Annotated in this window: 20 protein-coding genes, 1 tRNA gene and 5 pseudogenes; 15 read left to right on the top strand and 11 right to left on the bottom strand. The window is 59.0% G+C overall.

All coding sequences use genetic code 11. The features are described 5' to 3' along the window. Positions 1-44: 44 nt before the first annotated feature. From RBB42_RS25690 to selD, 11 genes are all read left to right on the top strand, one after another. Complete coding sequence (locus RBB42_RS25690; protein ID WP_305971079.1) at positions 45-596, top strand: HD domain-containing protein; 552 nt, start codon at positions 45-47, stop codon at positions 594-596. Positions 597-1,254: 658 nt separating this feature from the next. Continuing rightward, on the top strand, positions 1,255-1,539 hold the full coding sequence (locus RBB42_RS25685; protein ID WP_305971078.1) for an STAS domain-containing protein: 285 nt from the start codon (positions 1,255-1,257) through the stop codon (positions 1,537-1,539). Further along, positions 1,536-1,910, top strand: coding sequence for a response regulator (locus RBB42_RS25680; RefSeq protein WP_305971077.1), 375 nt, complete (start codon positions 1,536-1,538; stop codon positions 1,908-1,910). The genes RBB42_RS25685 and RBB42_RS25680 overlap by 4 nt, the downstream gene beginning before the upstream one ends. Position 1,911: 1 nt before the next feature. Then, positions 1,912-4,029, top strand: a complete 2,118-nt coding sequence (locus RBB42_RS25675) for a chemotaxis protein CheA (protein ID WP_305971076.1) — start codon at positions 1,912-1,914, stop codon at positions 4,027-4,029. Continuing rightward, entirely contained in the window at positions 4,022-4,489 is a 468-nt protein-coding gene (locus RBB42_RS25670; RefSeq protein WP_305971075.1) for a chemotaxis protein CheW, read from the top strand. Before RBB42_RS25675 ends, RBB42_RS25670 begins: the two co-directional genes overlap by 8 nt. Then, positions 4,486-5,355 carry a CheR family methyltransferase gene (locus RBB42_RS25665; RefSeq protein ID WP_305971074.1) on the top strand — a complete coding sequence of 290 codons (870 nt, stop codon included), beginning with the start codon at positions 4,486-4,488 and terminating at the stop codon, positions 5,353-5,355. The genes RBB42_RS25670 and RBB42_RS25665 overlap by 4 nt, the downstream gene beginning before the upstream one ends. A 9-nt stretch (positions 5,356-5,364) precedes the next feature. Further along, positions 5,365-5,751 carry a response regulator gene (locus RBB42_RS25660; RefSeq protein WP_305971073.1) on the top strand — a complete coding sequence of 129 codons (387 nt, stop codon included), beginning with the start codon at positions 5,365-5,367 and terminating at the stop codon, positions 5,749-5,751. After that, positions 5,748-6,107, top strand: coding sequence for a DUF8776 family protein (locus RBB42_RS25655; protein WP_305971072.1), 360 nt, complete (start codon positions 5,748-5,750; stop codon positions 6,105-6,107). Before RBB42_RS25660 ends, RBB42_RS25655 begins: the two co-directional genes overlap by 4 nt. 55 nt (positions 6,108-6,162) lie before the next feature. Then, the gene (locus RBB42_RS25650; RefSeq protein ID WP_305971071.1) at positions 6,163-7,332 is read left to right on the top strand and encodes a CheB methylesterase domain-containing protein; all 1,170 of its coding nucleotides are present in this window, start codon (positions 6,163-6,165) and stop codon (positions 7,330-7,332) included. Beyond that, positions 7,329-7,862 carry a chemotaxis protein CheD gene (locus RBB42_RS25645; RefSeq protein WP_305971070.1) on the top strand — a complete coding sequence of 178 codons (534 nt, stop codon included), beginning with the start codon at positions 7,329-7,331 and terminating at the stop codon, positions 7,860-7,862. Before RBB42_RS25650 ends, RBB42_RS25645 begins: the two co-directional genes overlap by 4 nt. A 61-nt stretch (positions 7,863-7,923) precedes the next feature. Then, entirely contained in the window at positions 7,924-10,056 is a 2,133-nt protein-coding gene (gene selD, locus RBB42_RS25640) for a selenide, water dikinase SelD (protein ID WP_305971069.1), read from the top strand. Here selD and mnmH read toward each other — a convergent pair. Then, complete coding sequence (mnmH, locus tag RBB42_RS25635; protein ID WP_305971068.1) at positions 10,038-11,096, bottom strand: tRNA 2-selenouridine(34) synthase MnmH; 1,059 nt, start codon at positions 11,094-11,096, stop codon at positions 10,038-10,040. The genes selD and mnmH overlap by 19 nt on opposite strands. Positions 11,097-11,231: 135 nt before the next feature. Between mnmH and RBB42_RS25630 the strand changes: the two genes are divergently transcribed. Then, a tRNA-Phe gene (locus RBB42_RS25630) sits at positions 11,232-11,306 on the top strand. Positions 11,307-11,484: 178 nt separating this feature from the next. Next, positions 11,485-11,979, top strand: a pseudogene (locus tag RBB42_RS25625) (IS5 family transposase); the annotation flags it as partial. A gap of 37 nt (positions 11,980-12,016) precedes the next feature. On the opposite strand, the gene RBB42_RS25620 reads toward RBB42_RS25625, so the two are convergent. Continuing rightward, positions 12,017-13,222: an IS256 family transposase gene (locus RBB42_RS25620; protein WP_305971067.1), complete on the bottom strand. Its 1,206-nt coding sequence runs from the start codon at positions 13,220-13,222 to the stop codon at positions 12,017-12,019. Between the two features lie 117 nt (positions 13,223-13,339). On the opposite strand from RBB42_RS25620, the pseudogene RBB42_RS28185 reads away from it, so the two are divergent. Next, a pseudogene (locus tag RBB42_RS28185) lies at positions 13,340-13,450 on the top strand (IS5/IS1182 family transposase); the annotation flags it as partial. A 39-nt stretch (positions 13,451-13,489) separates the two neighbouring features. On the opposite strand, the pseudogene RBB42_RS25615 reads toward RBB42_RS28185, so the two are convergent. Then, positions 13,490-14,675 (bottom strand): annotated as a pseudogene (locus tag RBB42_RS25615) (IS3 family transposase). A 73-nt stretch (positions 14,676-14,748) separates the two neighbouring features. On the opposite strand from RBB42_RS25615, the pseudogene RBB42_RS25610 reads away from it, so the two are divergent. Continuing rightward, a pseudogene (locus tag RBB42_RS25610) lies at positions 14,749-14,865 on the top strand (IS5/IS1182 family transposase); the annotation flags it as partial. 125 nt (positions 14,866-14,990) lie between these two features. Here the strand turns inward: RBB42_RS25610 and RBB42_RS25605 are convergent. From RBB42_RS25605 to RBB42_RS25570, 8 genes and pseudogenes are all read right to left on the bottom strand, one after another. Further along, on the bottom strand, positions 14,991-15,704 hold the full coding sequence (locus RBB42_RS25605; protein ID WP_305971066.1) for a hypothetical protein: 714 nt from the start codon (positions 15,702-15,704) through the stop codon (positions 14,991-14,993). A 171-nt stretch (positions 15,705-15,875) separates the two neighbouring features. Then, a complete protein-coding gene (locus RBB42_RS25600) occupies positions 15,876-16,643 on the bottom strand; it encodes an SDR family NAD(P)-dependent oxidoreductase (protein WP_305971065.1) in 768 nt (255 codons plus the stop codon). Positions 16,644-16,675: 32 nt separating this feature from the next. Then, positions 16,676-18,298 (bottom strand): hypothetical protein, encoded by a 1,623-nt coding sequence (locus tag RBB42_RS25595; protein ID WP_371932205.1) that lies wholly within the window; start codon positions 18,296-18,298, stop codon positions 16,676-16,678. A 97-nt stretch (positions 18,299-18,395) separates the two neighbouring features. Further along, positions 18,396-18,833, bottom strand: a complete 438-nt coding sequence (locus RBB42_RS25590; protein WP_305971063.1) for an NUDIX hydrolase — start codon at positions 18,831-18,833, stop codon at positions 18,396-18,398. Between the two features lie 2 nt (positions 18,834-18,835). Further along, positions 18,836-19,486 carry a deoxynucleoside kinase gene (locus RBB42_RS25585; RefSeq protein WP_305971062.1) on the bottom strand — a complete coding sequence of 217 codons (651 nt, stop codon included), beginning with the start codon at positions 19,484-19,486 and terminating at the stop codon, positions 18,836-18,838. A gap of 70 nt (positions 19,487-19,556) precedes the next feature. Then, positions 19,557-20,546, bottom strand: coding sequence for a radical SAM protein (locus RBB42_RS25580; protein WP_306043870.1), 990 nt, complete (start codon positions 20,544-20,546; stop codon positions 19,557-19,559). A 452-nt stretch (positions 20,547-20,998) separates the two neighbouring features. Next, positions 20,999-21,319: pseudogene (locus RBB42_RS25575) on the bottom strand (transposase); the annotation flags it as partial. A 296-nt stretch (positions 21,320-21,615) separates the two neighbouring features. Then, positions 21,616-22,758, bottom strand: a complete 1,143-nt coding sequence (locus RBB42_RS25570; RefSeq protein ID WP_306043869.1) for a hypothetical protein — start codon at positions 22,756-22,758, stop codon at positions 21,616-21,618. Between the last annotated feature and the right edge of the window lie 146 nt (positions 22,759-22,904).

Genomic DNA, 22,904 nt, shown 5'->3' with positions numbered 1-22,904 from the left:
GCTGCGTGCAAGCTGCAGCGAGTCCCGCCACTGGAGGAACCCGGATGTCCATGTCGCGCACGGGCGGCTGCCCAACGGATGGCCCCCTGCACCCCTCGCTGGAAGAAAGCGCTGCATGGGCCGGGCACTGGCACGCGGCACAGCGGGACAAGGCCGGTCAACCCTACGTCGGGCATCTGGTCCGGGTGTCGCGCCACCTCGTGCGCCTGTTCCCGAATGCCAGTGCCGTAGAGCGTCATGCCGCCTGGCTGCATGATGTGCTGGAGGACACGGAGGTCACCGCAGCAGATCTTGCCGCACGGGGTTATGCGCCCGAGGTGATCGCAACGGTGCAGGCCGTGACCAAATCTCCCGACCCCGAACTGACCTATGCCCAGCGGATCGACCGCTTGGCACGCGAGGGAACGGTTTCGGCCATCCGGGTCAAACTGGCCGACCTGAGCGACAATTCCGATCCTGACAGGCTGGCACAATTGCCAAGGGGCAAGGCGGCAAGCCTGGGTGCGCGCTATCGTGCCGCGAAACAGCGCCTGTTCGAGGAACTGGACCGGCGTTCAGGGGGCCAGGGTGCCGACGGATCGAACCACCCGTCATAAGAAATCCGCCGTGTGCCAGGCACAGGCGTCCTGATCTCGATCCGAACCGACAGGCCCCAGCCTCGGCCCCTCCCGCGCCTGCCCAACGTGGATAGCGTCGCAACAAGGGCCGCCTTAGAGGGGCGCGCAATAGGCCTTGCTGTCGCTCAGCAGAGCCCGCTCGCTCTATCCGTCCCCACCAGAATGCGCGTTTCGTCAAACGCAGGTGTGGTTCGGCCTGCCAAGAATGACCGGTGTGGTGGGCGACACGCATCAGGGGCCTTTTTGTAGTTGCGCTGCAATGCAGCAAGACGAGAGACCTCAGCGGATAAATTGAGCCGGCTCACTGCCAGGCGAGTCTTGACAGTCCGGAGCCGAGACCACTGGCCAATCGCTAGACTGAGGCGACGCCGAACCAGGAAGGGATGGCTTCAATTGTCAGTTTTCAGGGTACGGAGAGTGCCTGTAGACGAACGACAATATCAGCCGTTTTTTTCATCTATTTCAGACCGTTAAACCGGCTCTCCGGCTCAGCAATGCTCGATCGCAGCAATCCATCGACCATGCCGCGCCAGCTGGAGATCAGAACCCTTTGTTAAGGTGGCATCCTTATTCCTGCCGGAAGTCAGATGTGCCGTTTCAAGGCCCAAACCCGTGCCACGAAGGATGCATACCCGCGATGTCAGACATCAGTTTCCACGCCCTCGGCCCGGCCCGGGCCCGCTCTGGCGAAGACCCGCTTGTCGCCTTTCTGCTGAACGCGCGGCGCATGCCGGTCACGATTTCGGCGCGCGAGGTCAACCGGCTCGACTCTCACCGGCTGCAATTGCTGCTGGTGGCTCGGAAACAATGGGAAACGGACGGTATTCCCTTCGACATCACCGACATGGCGCCAAGCTTTCGCGAGGGACTCGAAAGGCTCGGTCTCTCCCAAGACCATTTCGACAAGGAACCGCTGCAATGACCACCAAAGTCCTGGCAATCGACGACTCGCGAACGATCCGAAACCTCCTGCGCGTCTCCCTCGAGGGCGCGGGGTTCGAGTTTCACTCTGCCTGTGACGGCCAGGAGGGGGTCGATGTCTTCCCCGACGTGGATCCGGACGTGGTCATCACGGATATCAACATGCCCAAGTTGGACGGGTTCGGCGTGATCGACACCCTGCGCGGCGGCCCCAACCGGACGAATGTTCCGATCCTTGTGCTGACCACCGAAAGCTCGGACGAACTAAAGGCGCGCGCCCGCAACGCCGGGGCGACCGGCTGGATCGTGAAACCCTTCGACGACGCCTCTCTGGTGTCCGTCCTGCGGCGCCTGACGGGGCATGTGAGCTGAGATGTCCGGAAATTCGATCAGAGATACGTTCTTCGAGGAATGCGAGGAACTGCTGGAGGCGCTCGTCGAAGGTCTGTCCCAGATGGAACAGGCCCCCGACGACATGGAGGTGGTGAACGCCGTCTTCCGATCGGTACATTCAATCAAGGGCGGCGCCGGGGCCTTTGCCCTCGACCGACTGGTGTCCTTCGCCCACTCCTTTGAAACGGTGATGGACAAGGTCCGCGACCGCGAACTAGTGGTCGACGAAAAACTGATGAGCCTGTTTCACCGTGCGGGCGACCACCTTTCCGACCTCGTCGACTCCGCGCGTGACGAAACCCATCTGGACGACGAAGCCGAGACCGGCCTGATTGGCGAACTCGACAGCTACCTGGGCGACGAAGCAGCAGCCGAAGAGTTCAGCTTTGACGCGATCACGCTGGATTTCGACGGCCCCGCGATCGAATTGCCCTCCGAGGGCGACAGCGCCGCCTTTCGGGTCTTCGATATCCGCTTCGCGCCAAGCCGCGCGCTCTACGAGAACGGCCATGAACCCCTGCTGATCCTCGACGCGCTTGCCGACCTGGGGGACCTGACGGTCGAGGCCGACATCAGCCGCATCCCCGAGTTCGATGCCTTCGATCCCGCGGATGCCTTCTTGTCGTGGCACATGCGTCTGACCAGCAGCGAACCGGAAACCACGCTGCACGAAGTGTTCGAATTCGTCGAAGGCCTGTGCGATCTGGATATTTCCGTCACTGCCGGGGGTGAGGAGGTGCCTGTACCCGCCCCTTTGGATCCGGAGCCATCGACCGGCACCGTAGAGGCCATGGCTGAAATCGAGGCAGCGGAACCGCCATGCGAGGACACTCCCTACGACGGTCCGCCGCGTGAGCGACGCAAGGAACCGCGCGGCCCCAAACCCACCCTCAGGGTCGACCTCGACCGGGTCGACCGGCTGATCAACACGGTGGGCGAGTTGATCATCAACCAGGCGATGATCTCTCAGAGGATCGAGGAGCTGGACCTGCCGACAGTCGCGCATCTGACCAACGAACTCGAAGCCTACAAGCTTTTGGCCCGCGACATCCAGGAAGGCGTGATGGCCATCCGCGCGCAACCGGTCAAACCGCTGTTCCAGCGCATGTCACGCATCGTGCGCGAAGCCTCGGACGCCACCGGCAAGAAAGCGAAGATGGTGACCGTTGGCGACTCGACCGAGGTCGACAAGACCGTGATCGAACGCCTGGCGGATCCGCTGACCCACATGGTCCGCAACGCCGTCGACCACGGTTTGGAAAAACCCGACGGCCGGGACGCCGCCGGCAAGGATCCCGTGGGTACGATCCGCCTGTCGGCCTCGCACCGGTCGGGCAGCGTCTTCATCGAGATATCGGACGATGGCGCCGGCCTTGACCGCGAACGGATCCTGGCCAAGGCGATCGAAAAGGGCCTCGTTCCTCCGGACGTGGAACTCTCGGACCCGGAAATCGACAACCTTCTGTTCCTGCCCGGCTTTTCTACGGCGGGCGAGGTCTCGGCCCTGTCGGGCCGAGGTGTCGGCATGGACGTGGTCAAGAACGCGGTGCATGCGCTTGGCGGACGGGTGTCGATCACATCGACCCCGGGCAAGGGCACGACCTTTGCCATCGTCCTGCCGCTGACGCTGGCCGTGATGGATGGTTTCGTGATCTCGGTGGCCGACCAGACGATGGTCATTCCGATCTCCTCGATCCTCGAGACCATACGCCCCAACCCGCGCGACATCCATGTGGTCGGCACCGACAGCGAGGTGGTCAGCGTCCGCGGCTCGTATGTGCCGATCGTGGACGTGGCCGACAACCTTGGCCTCACACGCCACGACGACGCCGGGGGCACCGGCATCCTCCTGCTGGTCAGCACGGAACTGCAGGGCCTGACCGCACTCAGGGTCACCGCGATCCATGACCAGCGGCAAGTGGTGATCAAGAGCCTGGAAAGCAACTATGCCGCCATCCAAGGCGTTTCCGCGGCAACCATCCTGGGCGATGGCAAGATCGCCCTCATCCTCGATCCCGAAGAGCTGATCAATCTGGCCCATGCCTCGGGCAACGATCCCTTTGCACAGCACAGCAGAATGGAGCTTCGTCATGGCTGAGACCTCGGAAGCGCATGCGGATACGCAGTTCGAATTCATCACCTTCTCGGCAGGTGGCCAAAATTACTGTCTCGAGATCACGCAGATCCGCGAGATCCGCCGCTGGACCCCGGTGACCGCCCTGCCCCACACACCCGCCGATGTGCTGGGCGTGATGAACCTGCGCGGCGCGGTGATCCCGATCTTCGACCTTTCGGCCCGTTTCGGCCTGGGCGCCACGCCGGCGAATGAGCGCAATGTCGTGATCGTGGCCGCCGTGGACGGCGCAACCATCGGCCTTTTGGTCGAGTCGGTGTCCGAGATCCTGTCGGTCGACAAGAGCGAGATCCAGGAAACCCCCGACATCAAGTCCGAGGCAACTCGCAACAGCATCCAGGGCATGATCTCGGTCGACGAAACGATGGTGCGCGTGGTCAACCTCGGCGCGGTTGTCGAAAGCGGCAAGGGATTGCCTGCATGACAAGCTCTCCGCCGGGCGCGTTCACGCGTGACATCCCCTTCAGCGATGCGGATTTCCGCGCCATCGCGCGGCTTGCCCAGGAACGGTTCGGCCTCAGCCTTGCAGAGAGCAAGAAGCCGCTGGTCTATTCACGGTTGTCGCGGCGCCTCAAGTCCCGGCAAGTCGGGAACTTCACCGACTACCTGGCGTTGCTCGAACGCAGCGAGGAAGAGGCCGAGCGCCTGGAACTGATCTCGGCCCTGACCACCAATGTCACGAGTTTTTTCCGCGAGAAACACCACTTCGACGCCCTGGCAGAGGGATTGGCACAGCGCGTGACCGCCGGGCAACGGGTGCGGATCTGGTCGGCGGGCTGTTCCTCTGGCCAGGAACCCTATTCCATCGCGATGACGGTTCTGGACACCGTTCCGGAAGCCGCGCGCGCGGATCTGCGCATCCTCGCAACCGACATCGACCCAAAGATCGTGCGCAAGGCCCGCGACGGGGTCTACTCGGCCGAGGATGTCGCCGGCATTCCCGCGCCGATGCGCGGCAAATGGACCAAGGCAACCAATGCGACCGGCAAGACATACGGCGTTACGCGCGCATTGAAGGATCTGATCACCTTCAACGAGTTGAACCTCATGGTGGACTGGCCCTTCCGCGGCCCCTTCGACGCGATCTTCTGTCGCAATGTCGCGATCTATTTCGACCAGGAAACGCAAAGGCGCCTCTGGCAACGCTTCAGCGCCATGCTGAACCCCGATGGGCTCTTGTTCATCGGACATTCCGAACGGGTGACAGGCCCGGCCCTGCAGACCCTCACCGCCTTCGGGATCACCAGTTACCGCAAGGCACGCGCCGGCGTGCCTCCCGCGCTGCAATAGGAGAGCAAGATGGGAATGAAGGATTCTCTCAGGGTCATGGTCGTCGACGACATGGCGACAAGTCGCGGCCTGATCACCCAGGCCCTCGATGACATCGGGGTCAAGAACTATGTCACGGAAAACGACGGGCGTGCCGCGCTCGAACGCATGGCTGCAGGCCCGGTGCACCTGGTTCTGTCGGATTACAACATGCCCGGACTGGACGGTCTTGGGCTGCTCAAAGCCGTGCGCGGCCACCAGACACTGAAGAAGATGGGCTTTATCCTGGTCACCGGCCGCCCGACGCCCGAGATCGTGGCCGAAGCCAAGCGGCTTGGCCTCAACAACATGATCAAGAAACCCTTCACCTCGGCCTCGATGAAACAATGCATCGAAAGCGTGGTCGGCCGCCTATGACCGGGAAAAAGGACACCGTGCTGCCGCTGAAACTGGCCACCCGGCGCGCCTCGGAAGAGTTGGAGGGCCTGCACGCCCGCCTCGAACGGCTTGAACACGGGCTGGACGCGGTGATCGGCCAGTCCACGCAGGCCTTCGATTCCAAGTCGATCGGCATGCTGCAGGAACTGGATATGCTGAGGCAGTCGATCGGAGCGCTTGCCGACTACCTCGATCAGATCTCGGCCGCGACCGATGCCAATGGCATTGTCAACGTCGGCGAGGCACTGACCGCCGTTCCGCTGCGCGACATGGCCTGCCGGCTGGGTGGTCAGGCCAATTCCGCTGCAGTCGGCGGCCGCGCGGAACTGTTCTGATGAACCGGGTGCATGATCCCCGGCGACATTGGTCCCATACGGGCGGGGCCTAGCCATGTCGGTCAAGAGTGTCGTCATCGCCACACCGGACGCCGCACAGCGCAAACGGCTGGGCCTTCTGGTGGATCGCATGAGCGAGTTCGAGGTCATCGCCCAAACCGGCGACCTCATGAACACCTACAATGTCGTCGAGGAACAGTTGCCCAAGGCTGTTCTCATCGCGGACGTCCTGGCCGGCCTCGCAGAGTTCGAGGTGATGCGGGCGCTGTTCTCGACACTGGATATCCGCTGGCTGGTGGTGACCGTGCCGAACCGCAGGACGCGCCAAGCGGCCCCGATCACGGCAGGTTGCGACCCACGATCCGACCTGTTTTCGATCCCGGCGGATGCGCCCGGCGAGTTCTATGAACAGCAGCTTTGCGCCCTGACGCGGACCGGCCTGAACCCCCGCCCTGCGGCCACACCCCATCCGCCCCGTCCAATCGACACCCCGCGGGATCAGGGCGCGACAGGCAACGCGAACAGGCCGGCGATCAAGACCGCCACGGTGCATAATCAAATGCCCGGCGTTTCCCGTGTGGCGCAACCGCTTGGGACACATACGACAGAACCGACGCCGGCAGCGGGGGGCGATCCGATCGTCCTGATCGGCGCCAGCACTGGGGGGGTCGATGCGCTGCTGACTGTGCTGACCCGCTTTCCCGAAGGTTGCCCACCCACATTGATCGTGCAGCACACCGGATCCGGCTTTGGCGAGAGCCTGGCCGGGCTACTGGATCGCCAGTGCCTGCCGACTGTCATTCTGGCGAATGAGCCCATGCCCCTGAGACGGGGGCAGATCCTGATCGGCGCCGGCATACAGGCGCATCTGGTTCTGGACGGGCGGGCCGCAACACGGATCACGACCATCGCCGACGGCCCGGTCGCTGGTCATATCCCCTCGGTCGACCGACTTTTCCTGTCGGCTGTGCCCGTGGCGCCACGGGTCTCCGCCGCATTGCTGACCGGCATGGGCCGCGACGGCGCAGAAGGAATGAAGGCCCTTCGGCACGCTGGCGCCCGCACGCTCGCACAGGACGAGGCCAGCTGCGTGGTCTACGGCATGCCGCGGGCTGCCGTCGATCTGGGCGGTGCCGAACGGGTCCTGCCCCTGAACAAGATCGCCGAAGCCTTGCTGGCCCGCCGCGGCACAAGCGTCGGCCCAGGCAGGGAAATGCAGAAATGACACCCCAATCCGAGAAGCTGGTAAATGTCATCCAGGGCGAGTTCGAGATTTCGGACAGCCCCGAGGTCATCCTGACGACCGTGCTGGGCTCCTGTATCGCGGTGTGCATGTTCGATCCGCAGTGCCAGATCGGGGGCCTCAATCATTTCCTCTTGCCCAAGCGCGACGGTGGCGACGGCACGAGTGTCCGCTATGGCGCCTACGCGATGGAGTTGCTGATCAACGGGCTGTTGCGTCGCGGGGCCGAACGCACCCGGTTGCAGGCCAAGATCTTTGGCGGCGCAAGCATGATGGGAAACCTGCGCGACATCGGCGCGTCCAACGCGGCTTTCGCGCGCGGCTTCCTCAAGGATGAAGGCATCTCCTGCATCGCCGAGAGCGTCGGCGGGACATCGGCCCGGCGGATCCGGTTCTGGCCCACAACCGGACGAGTGCGCCAGCTTCTGGTCTCTGCGGATGCCGTATCGTTGCCGGCAGAGCGACCGGCCCCCATCCCTCGGCCCAAGACGGACGAGATCACGCTTTTCTGAGCGGCCCTTCGACGGTATCCCAACCTGGCGGGCAACTGACCGCAGGCCGAGGGAGACCGAGATGAAGCCATCGTTCCATCCGTTTACCCGCGATCTCGTGCTGGTCGGGGGCGGTCACAGTCATGCGCTGGTCCTGCGGTCTTGGGGGATGAAGTCGCTGCCCGGTGCGCGCCTGACCCTGATCAACCCAAGGCCCGCCGCCGCCTATTCCGGCATGTTGCCCGGACATATCGCCGGACACTACACGCGCGACGCGCTGGAGATCGACCTGGTCCGGCTGGCACGGTTTGCGGGGGCTCGGCTGGTCCTTGGCGCGGCCGAAGGGATCGACCTGTCCCGTGGAGAGGTTCACGTGACAGGCCGTCCGCCCATCGGATTTGACCTGGCCAGCATCGATGTCGGCATCACAACCGCCATGCCGGAAATCCCCGGGTTTGACGAATTCGCGGTGCCCGCCAAGCCGCTGGAACAATTCGCCGCCGCCTGGCAGAGCTTCCTGCAAAACAGCGGCCCGGCCAGCGTGGCCGTGATCGGCGGCGGGGTGGCAGGCGCCGAATTGATCCTGGCAATGGGTCATGCATTGTCACAGGCCGGACGGCACGCAAAGCTGCACCTGATCGAGCGCGGCACGGTGCTGACCGCCCTGCCCGCGCGTTCGGCAACACGCTTGCGCGCGGCATTGGAACAGGCCGGTGTCACGCTTCATGAAGGGGCAAAGGTGCAGGCGATCACGCAGGATGGCGTGACGCTGGACGGGCATGAGATCGCCGCGGACTTCGTCTGCGGCGCGGCCGGTGCCCGCCCTCATTCCTGGCTTGCGGAAACCGGACTGGCGCAACAGGATGGCTACCTGAGCATTGACCCGCAGTTGCGCACCTCGGACCCGCGCGTCTTTGCGGCGGGGGATTGTGCGCATATGCCATTCTCCCCCCGGCCCAAGGCCGGTGTCTATGCTGTACGCCAGGCTCCGGTGCTGGCGCAGAACCTGCGCACGGCTTTGCGCGACACCGGGACACTGAAGCGCTACCACCCGCAGAAGGACTATCTGAAACTGGTGTCGATGGGCGGCAAGTCCGCCCTCGGAGACCGTTTGGGCCTGAGCTTTGCCGGCCCATGGGTCTGGCGGTGGAAGGACCGGATCGATCGAAAATTCATGTCCAAACTCAAGGACCTGCCGCAGATGGCGCTGCCTGCCCTCCCGGACCCGCGTGCCGCCGGTGCGGCAGAGCTGGGCGACAAGGTCCTGTGCGGTGGCTGCGGCGCCAAGCTGGGCCAGGGCGCCTTGATGGCCGCGCTCTGCGAGGAAGCGCCGGAGATGCCCGGGGACGATGCGGCGCTGGTGCGCATCGGCGGTGCCGAGCTGGTTTTCAGCACCGACCACCTGCGCGAGATCACCGCCGATCCCGTAACAATGACGCGCATCGCTGCGCAGCATGCGCTTGGCGACATATGGGCAATGGGCGGCCAGCCACGGACCGTTCTCACCAGCCTTGTCCTGCCTCGCATGTCACCCCGGCTTTCCAGCCGCACCCTGGAAGAGATCATGTCAACCGCCCGCGCCATCATGAGCGCGGCCGGGGCGGAGATCATCGGCGGTCACACATCGCAGGGGGCGGAACTGACCATCGGCTTTGCCATCGCCGGTGAGTGCGACGGGACAGCTATCGGCCTTGCCGGCGCACGCCCCGGCGACTCTTTGATCCTTACCAAACCCTTGGGATCCGGCGTGCTCATGGCCGGCGAAATGGCGGGCCTTGCGCGCGGTGCAGACGTGGCAGAGGCCCTGGACCAGATGATCCAGTCGCAGGCGCAGGCCTCGACCCTGCTGAAAGACGCCCATGCCATGACGGATGTCACAGGATTTGGCCTGCTGGGTCACCTGCGGAACATCTGCCTGAATTCAGGAGTCGGCGCCAAGATCACGCTGGAGTCCGTGCCGTTCATGCAAGGCGCCTTGGACCTCGCGCGCCGCGGCATCCGCTCCAGCCTCTATCCGGACAATCGCGCCCCCTTTCCCGACCTCGCAGACAGCCCCCGGCACGATCTGCTGATCGACCCGCAGACCTCCGGCGGCCTGCTGGCAGCAGTGCCGGGCAATGGCGCCGATACCCTGTCGGCGTTGCGGGAGGCTGGCTACGCGGCCGCGCGGATCGGCAATGTCACCGAGAGTACCGGTCAGATCCGGATCGTCTGAAGCCGCGCAGCCAAACGGTCGGCCAGCGCGTCCAGAGCCCCGGGAGCCAACGAGGGCGTCTCCTCGCGGTGCAGAACCTGCGGGGCATGGGCCCGCATCGAACTGCGATACGCCGGATCATAGTGATCCTCGGCCAGCGCGCGGCACAAGGCCAGGCGATCCCCCGCCTCGATCATCGCGTCCCACCGGTCGACGATCTCGTGCCCGCGATGATAGCGCAGCGGCGTCAGCTTTTCGCGCAGGCGCCCCCCATCGGACAGGATGTCGTCGTAGGCTTGCGCAAGGTATTCCGCGCGCGCCGCGATCGGTGCAGAGACCTCTATCCAGGGCGCGACCTTCATCGCGTCCCAGAGCGCCGGTGGCAGATTGATCTGCCCGATCTTGCTGCTTTCCGCCTCCACCACGACGGGCCGCGCAGGATCAAGACCGCAGAGCGCCCGGGCAAGATCGGATTCGAACCCCTTCTGGGCAGGCTGCCCCCCAGGCATCTCGCCCAGCAGAGAGCCCCGATGCCGCGCCAGCCCCTCCAGATCCAGCACCTGCACGCCGCGATCCCGCAGGCGCGGCAGCAGCGCGGTCTTGGCTGTCCCGGTATAGCCCCCCAACTGGATCAGCCGATGCCGCAGCGGCGCGTCGTAGAGGTAGGCCGTGACAAGCCTGCGATAGGTCCGGTAGCCGCCCGGCACCACCTCCGCGCGCCAGCCGATCTCGCGCAGCATCCAGGTGAAAGAGCCTGACCGCTGCCCTCCCCGCCAGCAATAGACCAGCGGCCGCCACCCCCCGTCGTGATGCGCAAGCTGTCGTTCGATGTGGTTTGCGGCGTTGCGAAAGACCAGTGCCGCGCCCAATTTGCGCGCCTTGAAAGGGCTGTCCTGCTTGTAGATCGTCCCGACCCTTGCCCGTTCCTCGTTGTCGAGTACCGGCAGGTTGATTGCACCCGGAATCCGATCCTCTTCGAATTCCGCCGGACTGCGGACGTCGATCACGGTATCAAAACCGTGCTCGTGAAAGCTCTCGAGGCGGTCGGGTATCAGGCTCATTGAGCGGATTTATCCCGGAGCCGCAGGCATTGGAAGGGTCGGATTCTGCAAGGTGAAATTCTGTTGCAAAAGCTGCTGGACACCGGGTCGGACCTCGGCTAAACCGCCTCCACCCGAAGCGATCGCTTCACCCGTGCCCGGGTAGCTCAGGGGTAGAGCAGTGGATTGAAAATCCTCGTGTCGGTGGTTCGATTCCGCCCCCGGGCACCATAAAATCAAAGACTTACCTGAACGGCAAAGATCTTAGGCTCGCCATAGGCTCTTACGTCGCTTATACTTCGCTCCAGCATGTTCGCCCGAAAAAATTGAGCCGTAAGGCGAGCGGGGCTTTGTTGCGCAAATGCCGAGGGGGATTCATCTCGTGAATCCATCGTGGTAGCTGGTCTTCGTGAGCAGACCCCTCCCGCCGAGTTACAAGACCAAGAACTGGCCGGCCTACAACGAAGCGCTGAAGCAGCGTGGCTCCCTGACCATCTGGTTCGATCCGGACATGATCTGGGTGCCGCCGCCGACCGGCAAGCGAGGCCGGCAGCCGCAGTATAGCGATGTCGCGATCCAGACGTGCCTGACGATGAAGGTTCTCTTCGGCATGGCGCTCCGGCAGACGACACGGTTCGTGGAGAGTCTGCCGCGCTTGGTCGGCCTCAACTGGGCGGTGCCAGACTTCAGCACGCTGAGCCGGCGACAGAAGACGTTGGCCGTGACCATTCGCTACAGGGGCTCCAAGGGGCCCCTGCACCTCTTGGTCGCCAGCACCGGCATCAAGGCCGAGGGCGAAGGCGAATGGCACGCACACAAGCATGGAGGCGCGAAACGGCGTCTATGGCGCAAGATCCACATCGGTGTCGACGAACAGACGCTGGAAATCCGGGTCACGTCCGTCAAGGTGGTGGAAAAAGCGGGCTGGCCTGAGGGCATGATCAGGCGGCTTCGGTTGCAATGCTGAGAATGGGATCGGTGTCGGCGGCGTCGATCTGAGCGAAGGCCTCGACCTGCATGTAGCGGTGCTGGGTTTGCCATTCGTCGTTCTGCTCGAACAGGACCGCGCCGATCAGACGCGAGATCGAGGCCTCGTTGGGGAAGATCCCGACGACATCGGCCCGGCGTTTCACCTCCTTGTTCAGACGTTCTATGGGATTCGTGCTGTGCAGCTTCGTGCGGTGCTGGCGTGGGAAGGCCATGTAGGCCAGCACGTCGTGCTCGCTGTCGTCCATCAGGGTCGCGAGCTTCGGCCAGCGCGGCCGCACCTGGTCCGCGACATGGCGCCATGTTTCTCCGGCGCGCTCGCGGTCGGGCTGATCGAAGGCCTGGCGGATGGCCGCGGCCACGACGGTGTGCTGGCCCTTCTGGACGTGCGCCAGGGCGTTCCGCATCCAGTGAACGCGACAGCGCTGCCAGATCGCTTCGAAGACGCGCTGTATCGCCGCCTTGAGGCCGAGGTGAGCGTCGCTGATGACGAGTTTCACACCATCGAGCCCGCGCGACTTCAGACCTCGCAGGAAGTCGGTCCAGAAGGTCTCGGCCTCCGAAGGTCCTGTACCCAAACCGATGATCTCGCGACGGCCGTCGGTGTTCACCGCCACTGCGATTATGGCCGCCACCGAGACGATCCGGCCGCCCTGGCGCACCTTGAGGTAGGTGGCATCGAGCCAGAGATACGGCCAGTCGCCGGTGAGAGGGCGGTTGAGGAACTCGCCGACGCGGTCGTCGATGTCTTTGCAGAGCTTCGACACGGTACTCTTCGAGATGCCGCTGAGGCCCATGGCCTGCACCAGCTCGTCCACGCGCCGGGTCGAGACGCCGCCGATCCACGCCTCCTGGATGACCGCGACCAAGGCCTTCTCGGAGGTCCTGCGCGGCTCAAGAAAGCCGGGAAAGTAGGAGCCCTGCCGCAGCTTCGGCACGCGCAGGTTCAAGGTTCCGAGCCGAGTGTCGAGCGCCCGGTCGCGATAGCCATTGCGATAGGTGGTCCGAGCCTCAGCCCGTTCGTGCCGGCCGGCGCCGATGACGCCTTCGACATCGGCTTCCATGATGAGCTGAAGAACTGCCTCGGCGACGGCGCGGAGGAAATCACCCTCGTCGTGCTTCTCAAGCAGCTCGGTGAGGGACATGTTGGACTTGGTCATCGGGGTCTCCGTGAGAGCGTGGTCGAAGTCGGCAAACTCCACCGCGACCTTACACCTCGATGGCCACCACGCTTACGCGCGGAATTTCCACCACCTCCTCGGACACTAACGAAATCGCGTGCCATCGAGGTCACCGGTAGCAGCGTCGGCGATGCGCCCATGCTGCCCGAACTGCTCAGCCAGATCCCCGCTGATGTGGAGATCGGCTCGGTCACCGCAGACGGGGCCTGAGCTACTCCCCGATCCTTGGACAGTTCCCGGGATGATTTAAGCTACTCTCTGCCTCTGCTGGACGGTTTCGATTTGGTTGAAGTAGACCACGGCGGGCGGCTGTCCGCCATGGGCGGCGTGGGGCCGCTGGTGGTTGTAGAAGTTGATCCATCTGCCCACCCCGGCCTTCGCCTGCGAGCCCGTCTCCCAGGCGTGCAGATAGACGCACTCATACTTTAGGGATCGCCAGAGGCGTTCGATGAAGATGTTGTCGAGACAGCGCCCTTTGCCATCCATCGAGAACCGGGCCCCGATCCGTTTCAGCCGGTCGGTCCAGGTGAAGGACGTGAACTGCGAGCCCTGGACGGTGTTCATGATCTCGGGCGGGCGGAGGCGGTGGACCGCCTCGTTGAGGGCCTCGACACAGAAGTCCGCCTCCAGCGTGTTCGAGGTGCGCCAGGCCAGCACCTTGCGGGTGAACCAGTCCATGACCGCGACCAAGTAGAGAAAGCCCCGTCGCATGGGCAGGTAGGTGATGTCGGCACACCAGACCTGGTTGGGCCGATCGACCCGCAGCCCACCCAGCAGGTAGGGATAGGTATTGTGCCCCTTGGCAGGCTTGCTGGTGTTCGGCTTCTGGTAGATCGGCATCAGGCGCATGAGCCGCATCAGCCGACGGATGCGTTTCACATTCACTGGGTGCCCTTCGTTCTGCAGGTGCCAAGTCATCTGCTGGACGCCGTAGAACGGGGTTTCCAGGAACTGCCGGTCGATCAACTGCATGAGCGCCAAGTTCCTCTCGGTCTCGCCCAGCGGTGCGTAGTAGAACGACGACCGCGAGATCGACAGCAGGCGGCATTGCGCCCCGACCGAAAGCGTGCGGTGAGAGCGTTCGATCATCCCGCGCCTCACTTGCCGGTCCAGGACTTGAGCTTTCTGGACAAAAAATCGTTGGCGACGGCCAGCTCTCCGATCTTGGCGTGCAGCAACCGCACCCTCTCCTCGTCGACCTCGGCCTTCTTCTTCCCGCCGCGCTCGAAGATGTCCGATGCCCCCTCAAGCAGCGCCTTCTTCCATTGGTGGATCATGGTCGCCTATCGTGACATTCGCTGTGCGAATGCACTGCCGGTCATAGATGCACACCGTATTCCGCGGCCAGCTCCGACACGGTGCGCTCGCCCTTCACGGCTTCCAATGCCACACAAGCCTTGAAGCCCGCGTCATGGTTCCTGCGTTTCGACATGTTCTGATCTCCTCGTTCTTGGAGACCAGCAGACGTCAGATTGTAGCTTCCGTCACTGTCCGATTTTCGGGGAGGAACTCACCTCATGGCACGCGACTTCGACCGTCAGGTCGCAGAACTCCAGATCCGAGCTGCCGTGCTGAATAGCTACACCGCGCTCGGCATACCCCTCAAAGAGCCCGTGCGATAAGTATGTCTGGGGAAAGGGGAAGTCCGGAGTTCACGCTCTTTGCGCAACAGAGCCGTCGTCATACCAACACGCTCGTATCCGCGTTGAAAAGGCAAGCCTGTTGCCTTGGCTGTCTAACGACCTACTTATTTCGATTTGTCCAAACCGTCTTCTGCAAAAACCGAAGACCAGACAGTTTGAATGCTGTCCGATGCGCCGTGTACTATTGGCTTGAGATATTCGCTAGCTTCCTCGACAAGCCCGTCAGCCGCCTTTCCAACGATCTTTGCGCCTAGCTTTTTGAGAGCAGATCGCAGAACACCCTTCCAGGTCGTGTCCGGAGCACCTGCCGCAACCAGGGCCCTTCGCACCGCTTCACGCTGCTTTTCCTTTAATTGATCTGCAATAAGATCAGAAACTGCGTCCACAGGCATTCGGATGAGCGCAGAGTTAAACGACGTATCGCTAACGTGGTTTAGCTGACGAAGCTTTTCTTTCAAGTATGCGTGTACTAGAGGGTTCTCAATCTCAAGAACAAAGTATTCCCCGTCCTTTGCGAAACGTGGCGAAACTAGCGCTTCGGCAAGGAGAGACTTCAGCTCGTCGTCGCCAAGCCTGCGCACTTCAATGTCAAATAGAAGCTGTGCAGCCTTCGCACGGGTGATCCGCAGTTGTGTCATTAGCTCATACAATGATGCCTTGCCCTCAACGACTGACAAACTCTGTAACAGTTCAAAAACTGCTAACTCGATCTCTCTCTTTGGCATCGAACCGAACGCAGGAGTGCAAAAATCGCCAAGGAACTTGGATAACGCATCAACAAGGGTTTCCTTGCTCAAGCCATCTAGACGCTCTTTCATAGGTGACCTCACCTCAACTGCTGTTTGCGACGTTGGGTCGCCTTCTAAGAAACTGTTAATTCGTGGTACTTCACAGGGTGGTGGAAAGTCGAATGATCCCACGGGAAGATGAGCAGGCGCATTTGAAAGCCTGGATCACCCGCAGAGTCTACAAATCTAGGAGCACCTCAGCTAAAGCTTATGTCCTCCGTCAACAACGATGTTGGTACCGTTCACAAACGGGTTGTGCAGGATAAAATCCAAAGCATTCCCAATCTCCTCGACTCGCCCGAGGCGTCCCACAGGAGTACTCTCCTCGATCCAACGAATAACATCTTTCCCGGCTCCATTTGTCATCTCCGTTGCAATATTGCCAGGTGAAATACAATTTGCGGTAACACCGAAAGAACCAAGCTCCTTGGCCATTGCTCGACATACGGATATCAGTGCCAGTTTCGATGCGCTGTAGCTAAGAATTGGCGACAACCCGATCTCACCATACGTGCTGGAAACATATACTAGACGCCCCCAGCCCAGACCTCGCATGTCTGGCGCAAATTCTTGCGTAAGAAGAATGTGAGCTCGAAGGTTAAGATTGATTGATTTTTCTACATCAGTTGGTGCTTCGTCTTGCCAATCGGAAGGGCGATAAACGCATCCGGCGTTTGAAACAAGTACGGAAACGCCTTCTTTGCTGAAACTTCCAAGCGCTTCCCGAATCCTAGAGGCCGAGTCAAGCATTTCCAGGTTCTGCTCAATCGCCCTTACCGGCAACCCTTCAGATTTGAGACGTTCCTCTAACTCAAGCGCCGAGGCGCGACCTTTATAGTACACGAACGCAACCTTGTATCCCGCGCGGCACAAGCGATCCACGAACTCAGATCCAATTCCTCCACTGCCTCCAGTAACAAGTGCTAGTCGCCCCTTGCCATCATTCGAATTCAGGTTTGTTGTCGTCATGTGATCAGGTCCTTTTCACTAGGATTGACTCGTCAATCCAATTGGGCGTGACAGATAAGATGGACAAAATCCTTTAGCTCGAATGATTTCAAAACAACGATTTCGTTAAGGCCCAAGGTATTGGTAATTGTGTTCAGAGCCATTTGTTCCGTCAAGCCATCTTGGAGTGCCCGTCGTTGCAGTTCACATTCACAAGTCCTAAGGATAGCCTTTGCCTTGTTAACAATTTTATGATCGACATCGCTGGCACCATATAGCTGATTGTGAAAAAACAAAATAAGCCAGCAGCAACACTCAGCGGCGAGATGATTACCTAGTTCGATGTAGACTTGCGCCAAATTCAGAAGATCATACCTTCCCCGAGCCAGTTCACCAGTTACAAGGCGACCACTGAATGCCTCTTTGAGCTGAGCAACGATATGGCCCGATGCGGCGCTCGCCTTCCCGGACAAAAATGCAATCTCCGCATTTACTCGGTTCAGTTCTGACTGATCAAGGAAGTCACCGAAATAGCCCTGGGCGGCTCGAAGATGAGAGTCCGCTTCTACCATCTTGGCGTCTTGCCATCGAAAATGAAGAGCCAAATATGACTGCTGTTGCCCCCGAATATGGGCGAGTTCAGCGCTAGAAACTGCTCCTTCCTCTACCTTACCGACAGCAAGTACGCTATCACTGAACTCCCCATCCGACGATACCAAACCGGCTTCTCCAGTCGCCCAATCTTTTTTATGCAACATTCTGAGTGTAACGTTGATCGCCAACCAACTATTCCCGCACTTGTTGGCATGTTCGATCGCCAAGTAAGAAGTTCTCAAATATTCAACGTCGTTTTCGAGTTTTCCATAAATCATAGAAAGAAGGTTATTCGCCCACGCAAGGGCAAAATCATCGTCAAGGTCCGATAGGATGCTGCCCAGTCGAGAAAGGGCCGGTTTTGCCGCATCGGTACGTGTTTCGGCTAGGCACAACGCCAACACAAGCCACTTTCGCCAATAACTTAACTCAGGTGACGGGTGGACAGATTTGACGCGCCTTTCAATTTCGTCAGCCAATGGGACCAAGTGATTTCTCAATTCGAAAAAAGCGCCGCGCCAAATTTCTCTACCGATAGGGCTTTCAGAGGAAGGGCTGAGGGGATCTTGGTCGCTCGACAGCAACATTGATAGGTAGTGACACAATTGTTCTGTCGAAATACCCGATAATCTATGGACGGGCATGACTAGGCTTTGAATCCCGAGCACTTCTAAACCGGAACCAATTGCCCGGACTTTCTCGTCTCCGGCGGACGCTTTTCCGTGCAATATCAGAAGGGAGGCAATCTCAGCACCATCCCAGAGATCGACATTGAGTCCCGTTTCTTCGCTGATCTCATGAAGAACAGCCTGTGCCCTATCAAATCCTCCGACTTGAGGAACGCCGGTAAGTGAAACGCTCGTAAGTAGAACATAATTCTTCACATCAGGAAAATTTGACTGGGTTTTGACTACTTCTTGCCGAAGTTCGCGCAACAACTTTTGTTGAGCTTGGTTTCTGTCAAATCGATAGTGCTTGAACTGGAAAACCCATTCCCCGTGCCAATCTGGATATCGGCTTGAATTTCCAAAGAAAACCGCATCACGTCCTCCGTCCGCGCCCGCCAACGAAACCAGACGCACACTAGGTGAAATCTCCGATTTAAGCAGAGACCCACAGAGAAGAGCAAACTCCCGGTCGTCTAGCTGTCTTAGCGCGTCAACTAGGCTCAATTCGCTTCTACTCTGGTACCAAATTTAGTGTCCTGAACAAACTCAGGGTGGAAGAGTTGTGATTGCCAGTAAGCAGCGCCTCTTGTTCAAGCCACACAATCTCTTCTGCGTCTGACGAAGGTCTCGGCTCCACTCCTTCTGGGATATCGGCAACAAAACGACAAAACACCAGAACGGTCATCGCTCCTTTGTACATCAGCGTGTCCCATGCGAAATCAACCGGCAAAAAATCATCCAGTTCGATCCCAACCTCCTCAAGAACCTCACGTTGCACAGCTTCTAGTGGGGTTTCACCTACATCAACACCGCCGCCTGGAATATGAAGCCGGTCTGGGTACGCTCCACCCTCCTTGTTTTGCTTGATAAATAGGTATCTGTTTCCTTGGCGTAGAAGTGCCGCTGCGATCAATCTTGAGGCAACTGGCCTGTTCGTGGAATCAGTCATGTCTAAAATAACCCTCTTTGATGGAGCGAGCGAACTACCCTTTCTGCGACACTGGGCGGATCTTCCTCACTCGCGCTCACCCTTACAATATTACCATGTTTGTCATCATTCGTCACCTGTTCCAAAAAAATTTGGTAACGCTTACACCACCCCTCAACCCATTCTTTTCGCTGAGATTCGTTGGGGAACTCCTTCGGCCTATGCCCCTCCTCCTCGGCTCGAATAATCCTATCAATTGCTTGTTCGGGAGAAACGTCCAGGATAACAAGTACATCTGGGTCAGGCGTGACGTCGTCGAGCTCGAACCAAACATCCATGTAAGAGCGATACTGGCCTGAAGTGATTAAGTCACGATCCAGTAAGAACTCGGGGAATATTCTGTCCTCCTTGTGGGAACGCTCCATAACAAGGTTGTATCCAGCATCCAGCCACCTTTTGATCAGGAGCACCCTTTGTAGCATGAAATTCAATTGAATCTGGAATGAGTACCTTTCCGGGTCAAAAAACAGTCTGTTCAAAAAGGGATGATGTGTCTCCCGCTCGTCAATTGACATGCACTTGCCAAACCCGCTGACCTTTTCGCTCAGCCTGGTTACCAGCGTACTTTTACCCGCACCAGTCACGCCACCGACGGCGATATAGACCGGCTTCATTGCTCTGTCTTGCCCTAAGTCGCCCACAAGCCAAGGGCGATTGTTCCAAATATTATCAACACTTTTCACTTCAGATTCCCGCGTCCATTGGCCATTCGTAGTCGATTGCCATAAGAGATGATTTCACTATCTGCTCTTGCAACAATGCTTCATTGATTGAGACATCCCAAGCCCTCGAGACCAAACAGGGCCGGAGGACCCCATCTACACCAAACCGTAGAGAGTGCGACTGCTCTTTACAGTTCTTGTTTTGATCACAAGTGTCACACCTAATCCCCGAAGGTGGTCGGTAACTGCGAACGAACACCCTTCCTCTAGCGCCCACTAAGTCTCGGCGCTTGTTTTCGCTTTCCGCAAGCTCAACCAACTCAAAGACCTTGTCATCAACATCCACTTCTGTTGGCAGAATTGAAAAAAGTTGAATTGATAGGCTTTCGCACGCTTTCTGAGCAACGAAGTCTTTTGCGTTGGTCAATTGACTCGGTCGAACAGGGAGGTTCAGCTTGATGTCTACATTATGCTCATCAGCTATAGACAGGCAGTTGATAAGCCAGGCGGGAGTACACCATTCGTTGGTGGGTTTTTTTCTCAACTCCTCTTCTTGCAACGAAATGTGAATTCGATTTATGGATTTCCTGCACAAGTCAAGGATACGTTTTTCCAAAAAAGTACCGTTTGTTGTGACCCCAACTTCGGAGAAAATGGAGCGTGCGTAGCCCACAAAATCAGGCAGCTTTGGGTGAATTAGAGGCTCCCCGCCTGTAAATTGCACTCTACTGTATCCAATATTTGACGCCACATGTAGAGCCTTCTGCATCAACTCTTCGTTGATCAGGCCTTTTTTTGGGCCGGCTTCGTTGTGGCAGAATGGGCAGCTTAGATTGCAGGATCCAATTATTGACACTCGAAAGTAAAGGCTCCTAATTGATATTTCTCTTTCCAGTCCCAGCCCTCGTTCGACTACACGCTGATTGATCTTTTCTAAGGCTTCATCAATATTGTCCATTGTTTTTTCGCTTGAGCTAACCATCGATTTTATTCCTATCGGTACAATTTTCATTAACAGACTTCAGCGCGAGGTCGTCGAGTTGTCCAAGCCAAACCGTTTATCTGAACGGGACAAAGTTTCCTGCAATTCTCTAACAAGTAATCGGTCGCCAAACCCTCTCGTTGTTCCCTCCAGTTCGAGCCCAGTCTTGTAAGTTCTCGGCTCATCTCTTGCTGACTAAACAGTTGTAAGCCGACATTCCTCAAGTAGCCTGCCGTCTGACGCCAAGATTGCCTGAACCTGCGCGCTGAACAAGTGTTTTCCTCCCCGTGCGGTGCCTGCGGTCACGCAAGCGCATGGAACTGGGCGGATCGGACCACGAATCTGCGGAGTCCTTGCCCGGTGGCGGCGTTTTCCAACTCGGCGGACAGACCTGTCCTGTCGCTTTCCTTCAATTTACGCTTGGATCGCGGTCATGCACATGACGGAAGTGCCCGAAGACAGCGGATGGCAGCCAGGGTGGCGCGCACCACCCAGTCGGGCTCCATCGGCAGGTTCGTGACAATGAAACCCACACGTGGGAACGGCTCACCCGGGTGTCAATTGATCTTGGCGATGACGCGACGCTCCTTGTCCCAAGACGCCGCCTGATAGTGGAAATCCTCGAAGAACCGCGTCACCTTGGTCTGGGAGGGCCGCCCCACGGGCCGCGTCAGCCGGTGTGCGATCTTTTCCTTGGGCACCGCGTTCGCGGGCAGCCGGATGGCGTAGAAATATCGTGCGGCCTCCAGTCGCTCGTAGATTATGGGGATCGAATAGGCAGCGTCGGCCCGAAAGAACCGGCCCCCCCAAAGTCGCGTCCTACATAGCGCGCTCTGAACCCGCATTATTCACCGAGGCGGCAGTAGACGTTCCGGCGATCATGCAGCCTCGTCCAGCTCATCTCCCTCCGGCCTGCGCTCACCGCGCAAAAGTTCGAGAAGTGTGTCGTGCTGGGTCACCAAAGGGGTCAACATAACCAAATTTGCCAAACCACCGCTCTGTTGAGCGGTGGTTTGGGTTCGAGTTAGGTGTACAAGCACGTACGTGGTTAAGCCATATTTCAATATAGGCCATCGGGGTATCGAACTAGGCAAAAGTCCTACTGAGTACCAATCCGTCCCACCACTTCGTTGTCGATTGGATAATCCCACCACCCCGACTGGAAGAGCTTCTTAAGTTCCGGGCCACGGTCATGCAGAACTTTCTTAAACTCGTCAATCGACTGGTTGAGTGCACTTGAAATTTGTTCCGCCGTGTCTCTTCTGGCCGCGTCGTGTATAAACCTCGGCGCACGCTTCATGTAGACGCAGCTCCAAGCACGCCAAAATCGGAAATCAAACCCAGTCTTGTCCTCTATTGTTCGACTAAGAAGGAAAAGAAAAAAGTCCGCCGCGACAAAGTCATTCATCGGCAGAATTGTGGCAAGACCACCATCGCCATCGTGCCTTTCATTCAGCAAATCACCATGCAACGTAATGCGGCGCCTATTTCTTCCCTCATCTAGCAAGAAGTCTGAGTGAACGTTTGCGTGCTCCCAAGTGGTATTTCCTGGTTCATGTCTCAAGTTTTGCATCGGAATTGGTTCGGAAAGCATTCGACGGAGTAGTTGCCATCGCCGCTCCCGAATAAAAAAAGCAACGTTTGTCACAAACATCTCATGACCGAGAAATTTATAGAAATCATGATCCGCCGAGTTAAAGCGACCCGAGAAACCAGGAGGATTGTCAAAGCGATCAAATATCCTACCAAACCAACGATAGATTTCTAGTGCAGCATCCTCATCGTTCATAACCGCAGCCATCTCACACATCTTAGAGAACTCAGCCACTTGAGGCTGGCTTTGTGCAATTGAGCTAATTAGATCTTCTACGGTTCCACCGTCTCGAGCTTTCTTTGGCTCAATGGAGACCAAGGATTGTTCTAATTCTCCAAGCGCGCGGCGGATCACAACTCGTCGACTCGGAGACGCATTTTCAATTGCAGTTACAGCAGGATTTACAGCATCAACTTCTACTTCTTCGGGTATTGCTTCAATAGCCGCGCGAATAGCCCCCTCAAACATGCCTTGCAACTTCCTCCGCTCTGGAGCTCGTTGTTCGGCCTCTTCTGGCATCTCGTATAAGAATACCCGCCGCGTTCGAAGATCAAAGGGTAACTCTTCGATACCTCCGTACGCGGTGTTGAAAACAAGAATGATCCGTTCTGGCCCAAGCGCGCGCAAGGCGTAACCAAGCTCGATCATCACGTTTGGATTTGGGACAACGCGTTGTCCATCGGCACGTGTAATAATTGAGACATCCGCCACGAAGATTGAAGTGGTCCCAGGAAACCGGACAGTCAGCTAAGGTGTTTCCCGAACCTTTGAAGGGATACGAACATGGCAAAGCG

This window comes from Mameliella sp. MMSF_3455 (assembly GCF_030733205.1).
Lineage (GTDB): Bacteria > Pseudomonadota > Alphaproteobacteria > Rhodobacterales > Rhodobacteraceae > Antarctobacter.
Note: the sequence above shows the minus strand (reverse complement) of the source record. Positions and strands in the feature narration are given on the sequence as shown.

Coding starts and splice junctions, on each gene's coding strand:
- RBB42_RS25690 (WP_305971079.1), top strand. CDS start 45: ATGTCCATGTCGCGCACGGGCGGCTGCCCAACGGATGGCCCCCTGCAC.
- RBB42_RS25685 (WP_305971078.1), top strand. CDS start 1,255: ATGTCAGACATCAGTTTCCACGCCCTCGGCCCGGCCCGGGCCCGCTCT.
- RBB42_RS25680 (WP_305971077.1), top strand. CDS start 1,536: ATGACCACCAAAGTCCTGGCAATCGACGACTCGCGAACGATCCGAAAC.
- RBB42_RS25675 (WP_305971076.1), top strand. CDS start 1,912: ATGTCCGGAAATTCGATCAGAGATACGTTCTTCGAGGAATGCGAGGAA.
- RBB42_RS25670 (WP_305971075.1), top strand. CDS start 4,022: ATGGCTGAGACCTCGGAAGCGCATGCGGATACGCAGTTCGAATTCATC.
- RBB42_RS25665 (WP_305971074.1), top strand. CDS start 4,486: ATGACAAGCTCTCCGCCGGGCGCGTTCACGCGTGACATCCCCTTCAGC.
- RBB42_RS25660 (WP_305971073.1), top strand. CDS start 5,365: ATGGGAATGAAGGATTCTCTCAGGGTCATGGTCGTCGACGACATGGCG.
- RBB42_RS25655 (WP_305971072.1), top strand. CDS start 5,748: ATGACCGGGAAAAAGGACACCGTGCTGCCGCTGAAACTGGCCACCCGG.
- RBB42_RS25650 (WP_305971071.1), top strand. CDS start 6,163: ATGTCGGTCAAGAGTGTCGTCATCGCCACACCGGACGCCGCACAGCGC.
- RBB42_RS25645 (WP_305971070.1), top strand. CDS start 7,329: ATGACACCCCAATCCGAGAAGCTGGTAAATGTCATCCAGGGCGAGTTC.
- selD (WP_305971069.1), top strand. CDS start 7,924: ATGAAGCCATCGTTCCATCCGTTTACCCGCGATCTCGTGCTGGTCGGG.
- mnmH (WP_305971068.1), bottom strand. CDS start 11,096: ATGAGCCTGATACCCGACCGCCTCGAGAGCTTTCACGAGCACGGTTTT.
- RBB42_RS25620 (WP_305971067.1), bottom strand. CDS start 13,222: ATGACCAAGTCCAACATGTCCCTCACCGAGCTGCTTGAGAAGCACGAC.
- RBB42_RS25605 (WP_305971066.1), bottom strand. CDS start 15,704: ATGAAAGAGCGTCTAGATGGCTTGAGCAAGGAAACCCTTGTTGATGCG.
- RBB42_RS25600 (WP_305971065.1), bottom strand. CDS start 16,643: ATGACGACAACAAACCTGAATTCGAATGATGGCAAGGGGCGACTAGCA.
- RBB42_RS25590 (WP_305971063.1), bottom strand. CDS start 18,833: ATGACTGATTCCACGAACAGGCCAGTTGCCTCAAGATTGATCGCAGCG.
- RBB42_RS25585 (WP_305971062.1), bottom strand. CDS start 19,486: ATGAAGCCGGTCTATATCGCCGTCGGTGGCGTGACTGGTGCGGGTAAA.
- RBB42_RS25580 (WP_306043870.1), bottom strand. CDS start 20,546: ATGAAAATTGTACCGATAGGAATAAAATCGATGGTTAGCTCAAGCGAA.
- RBB42_RS25570 (WP_306043869.1), bottom strand. CDS start 22,758: ATGATCGAGCTTGGTTACGCCTTGCGCGCGCTTGGGCCAGAACGGATC.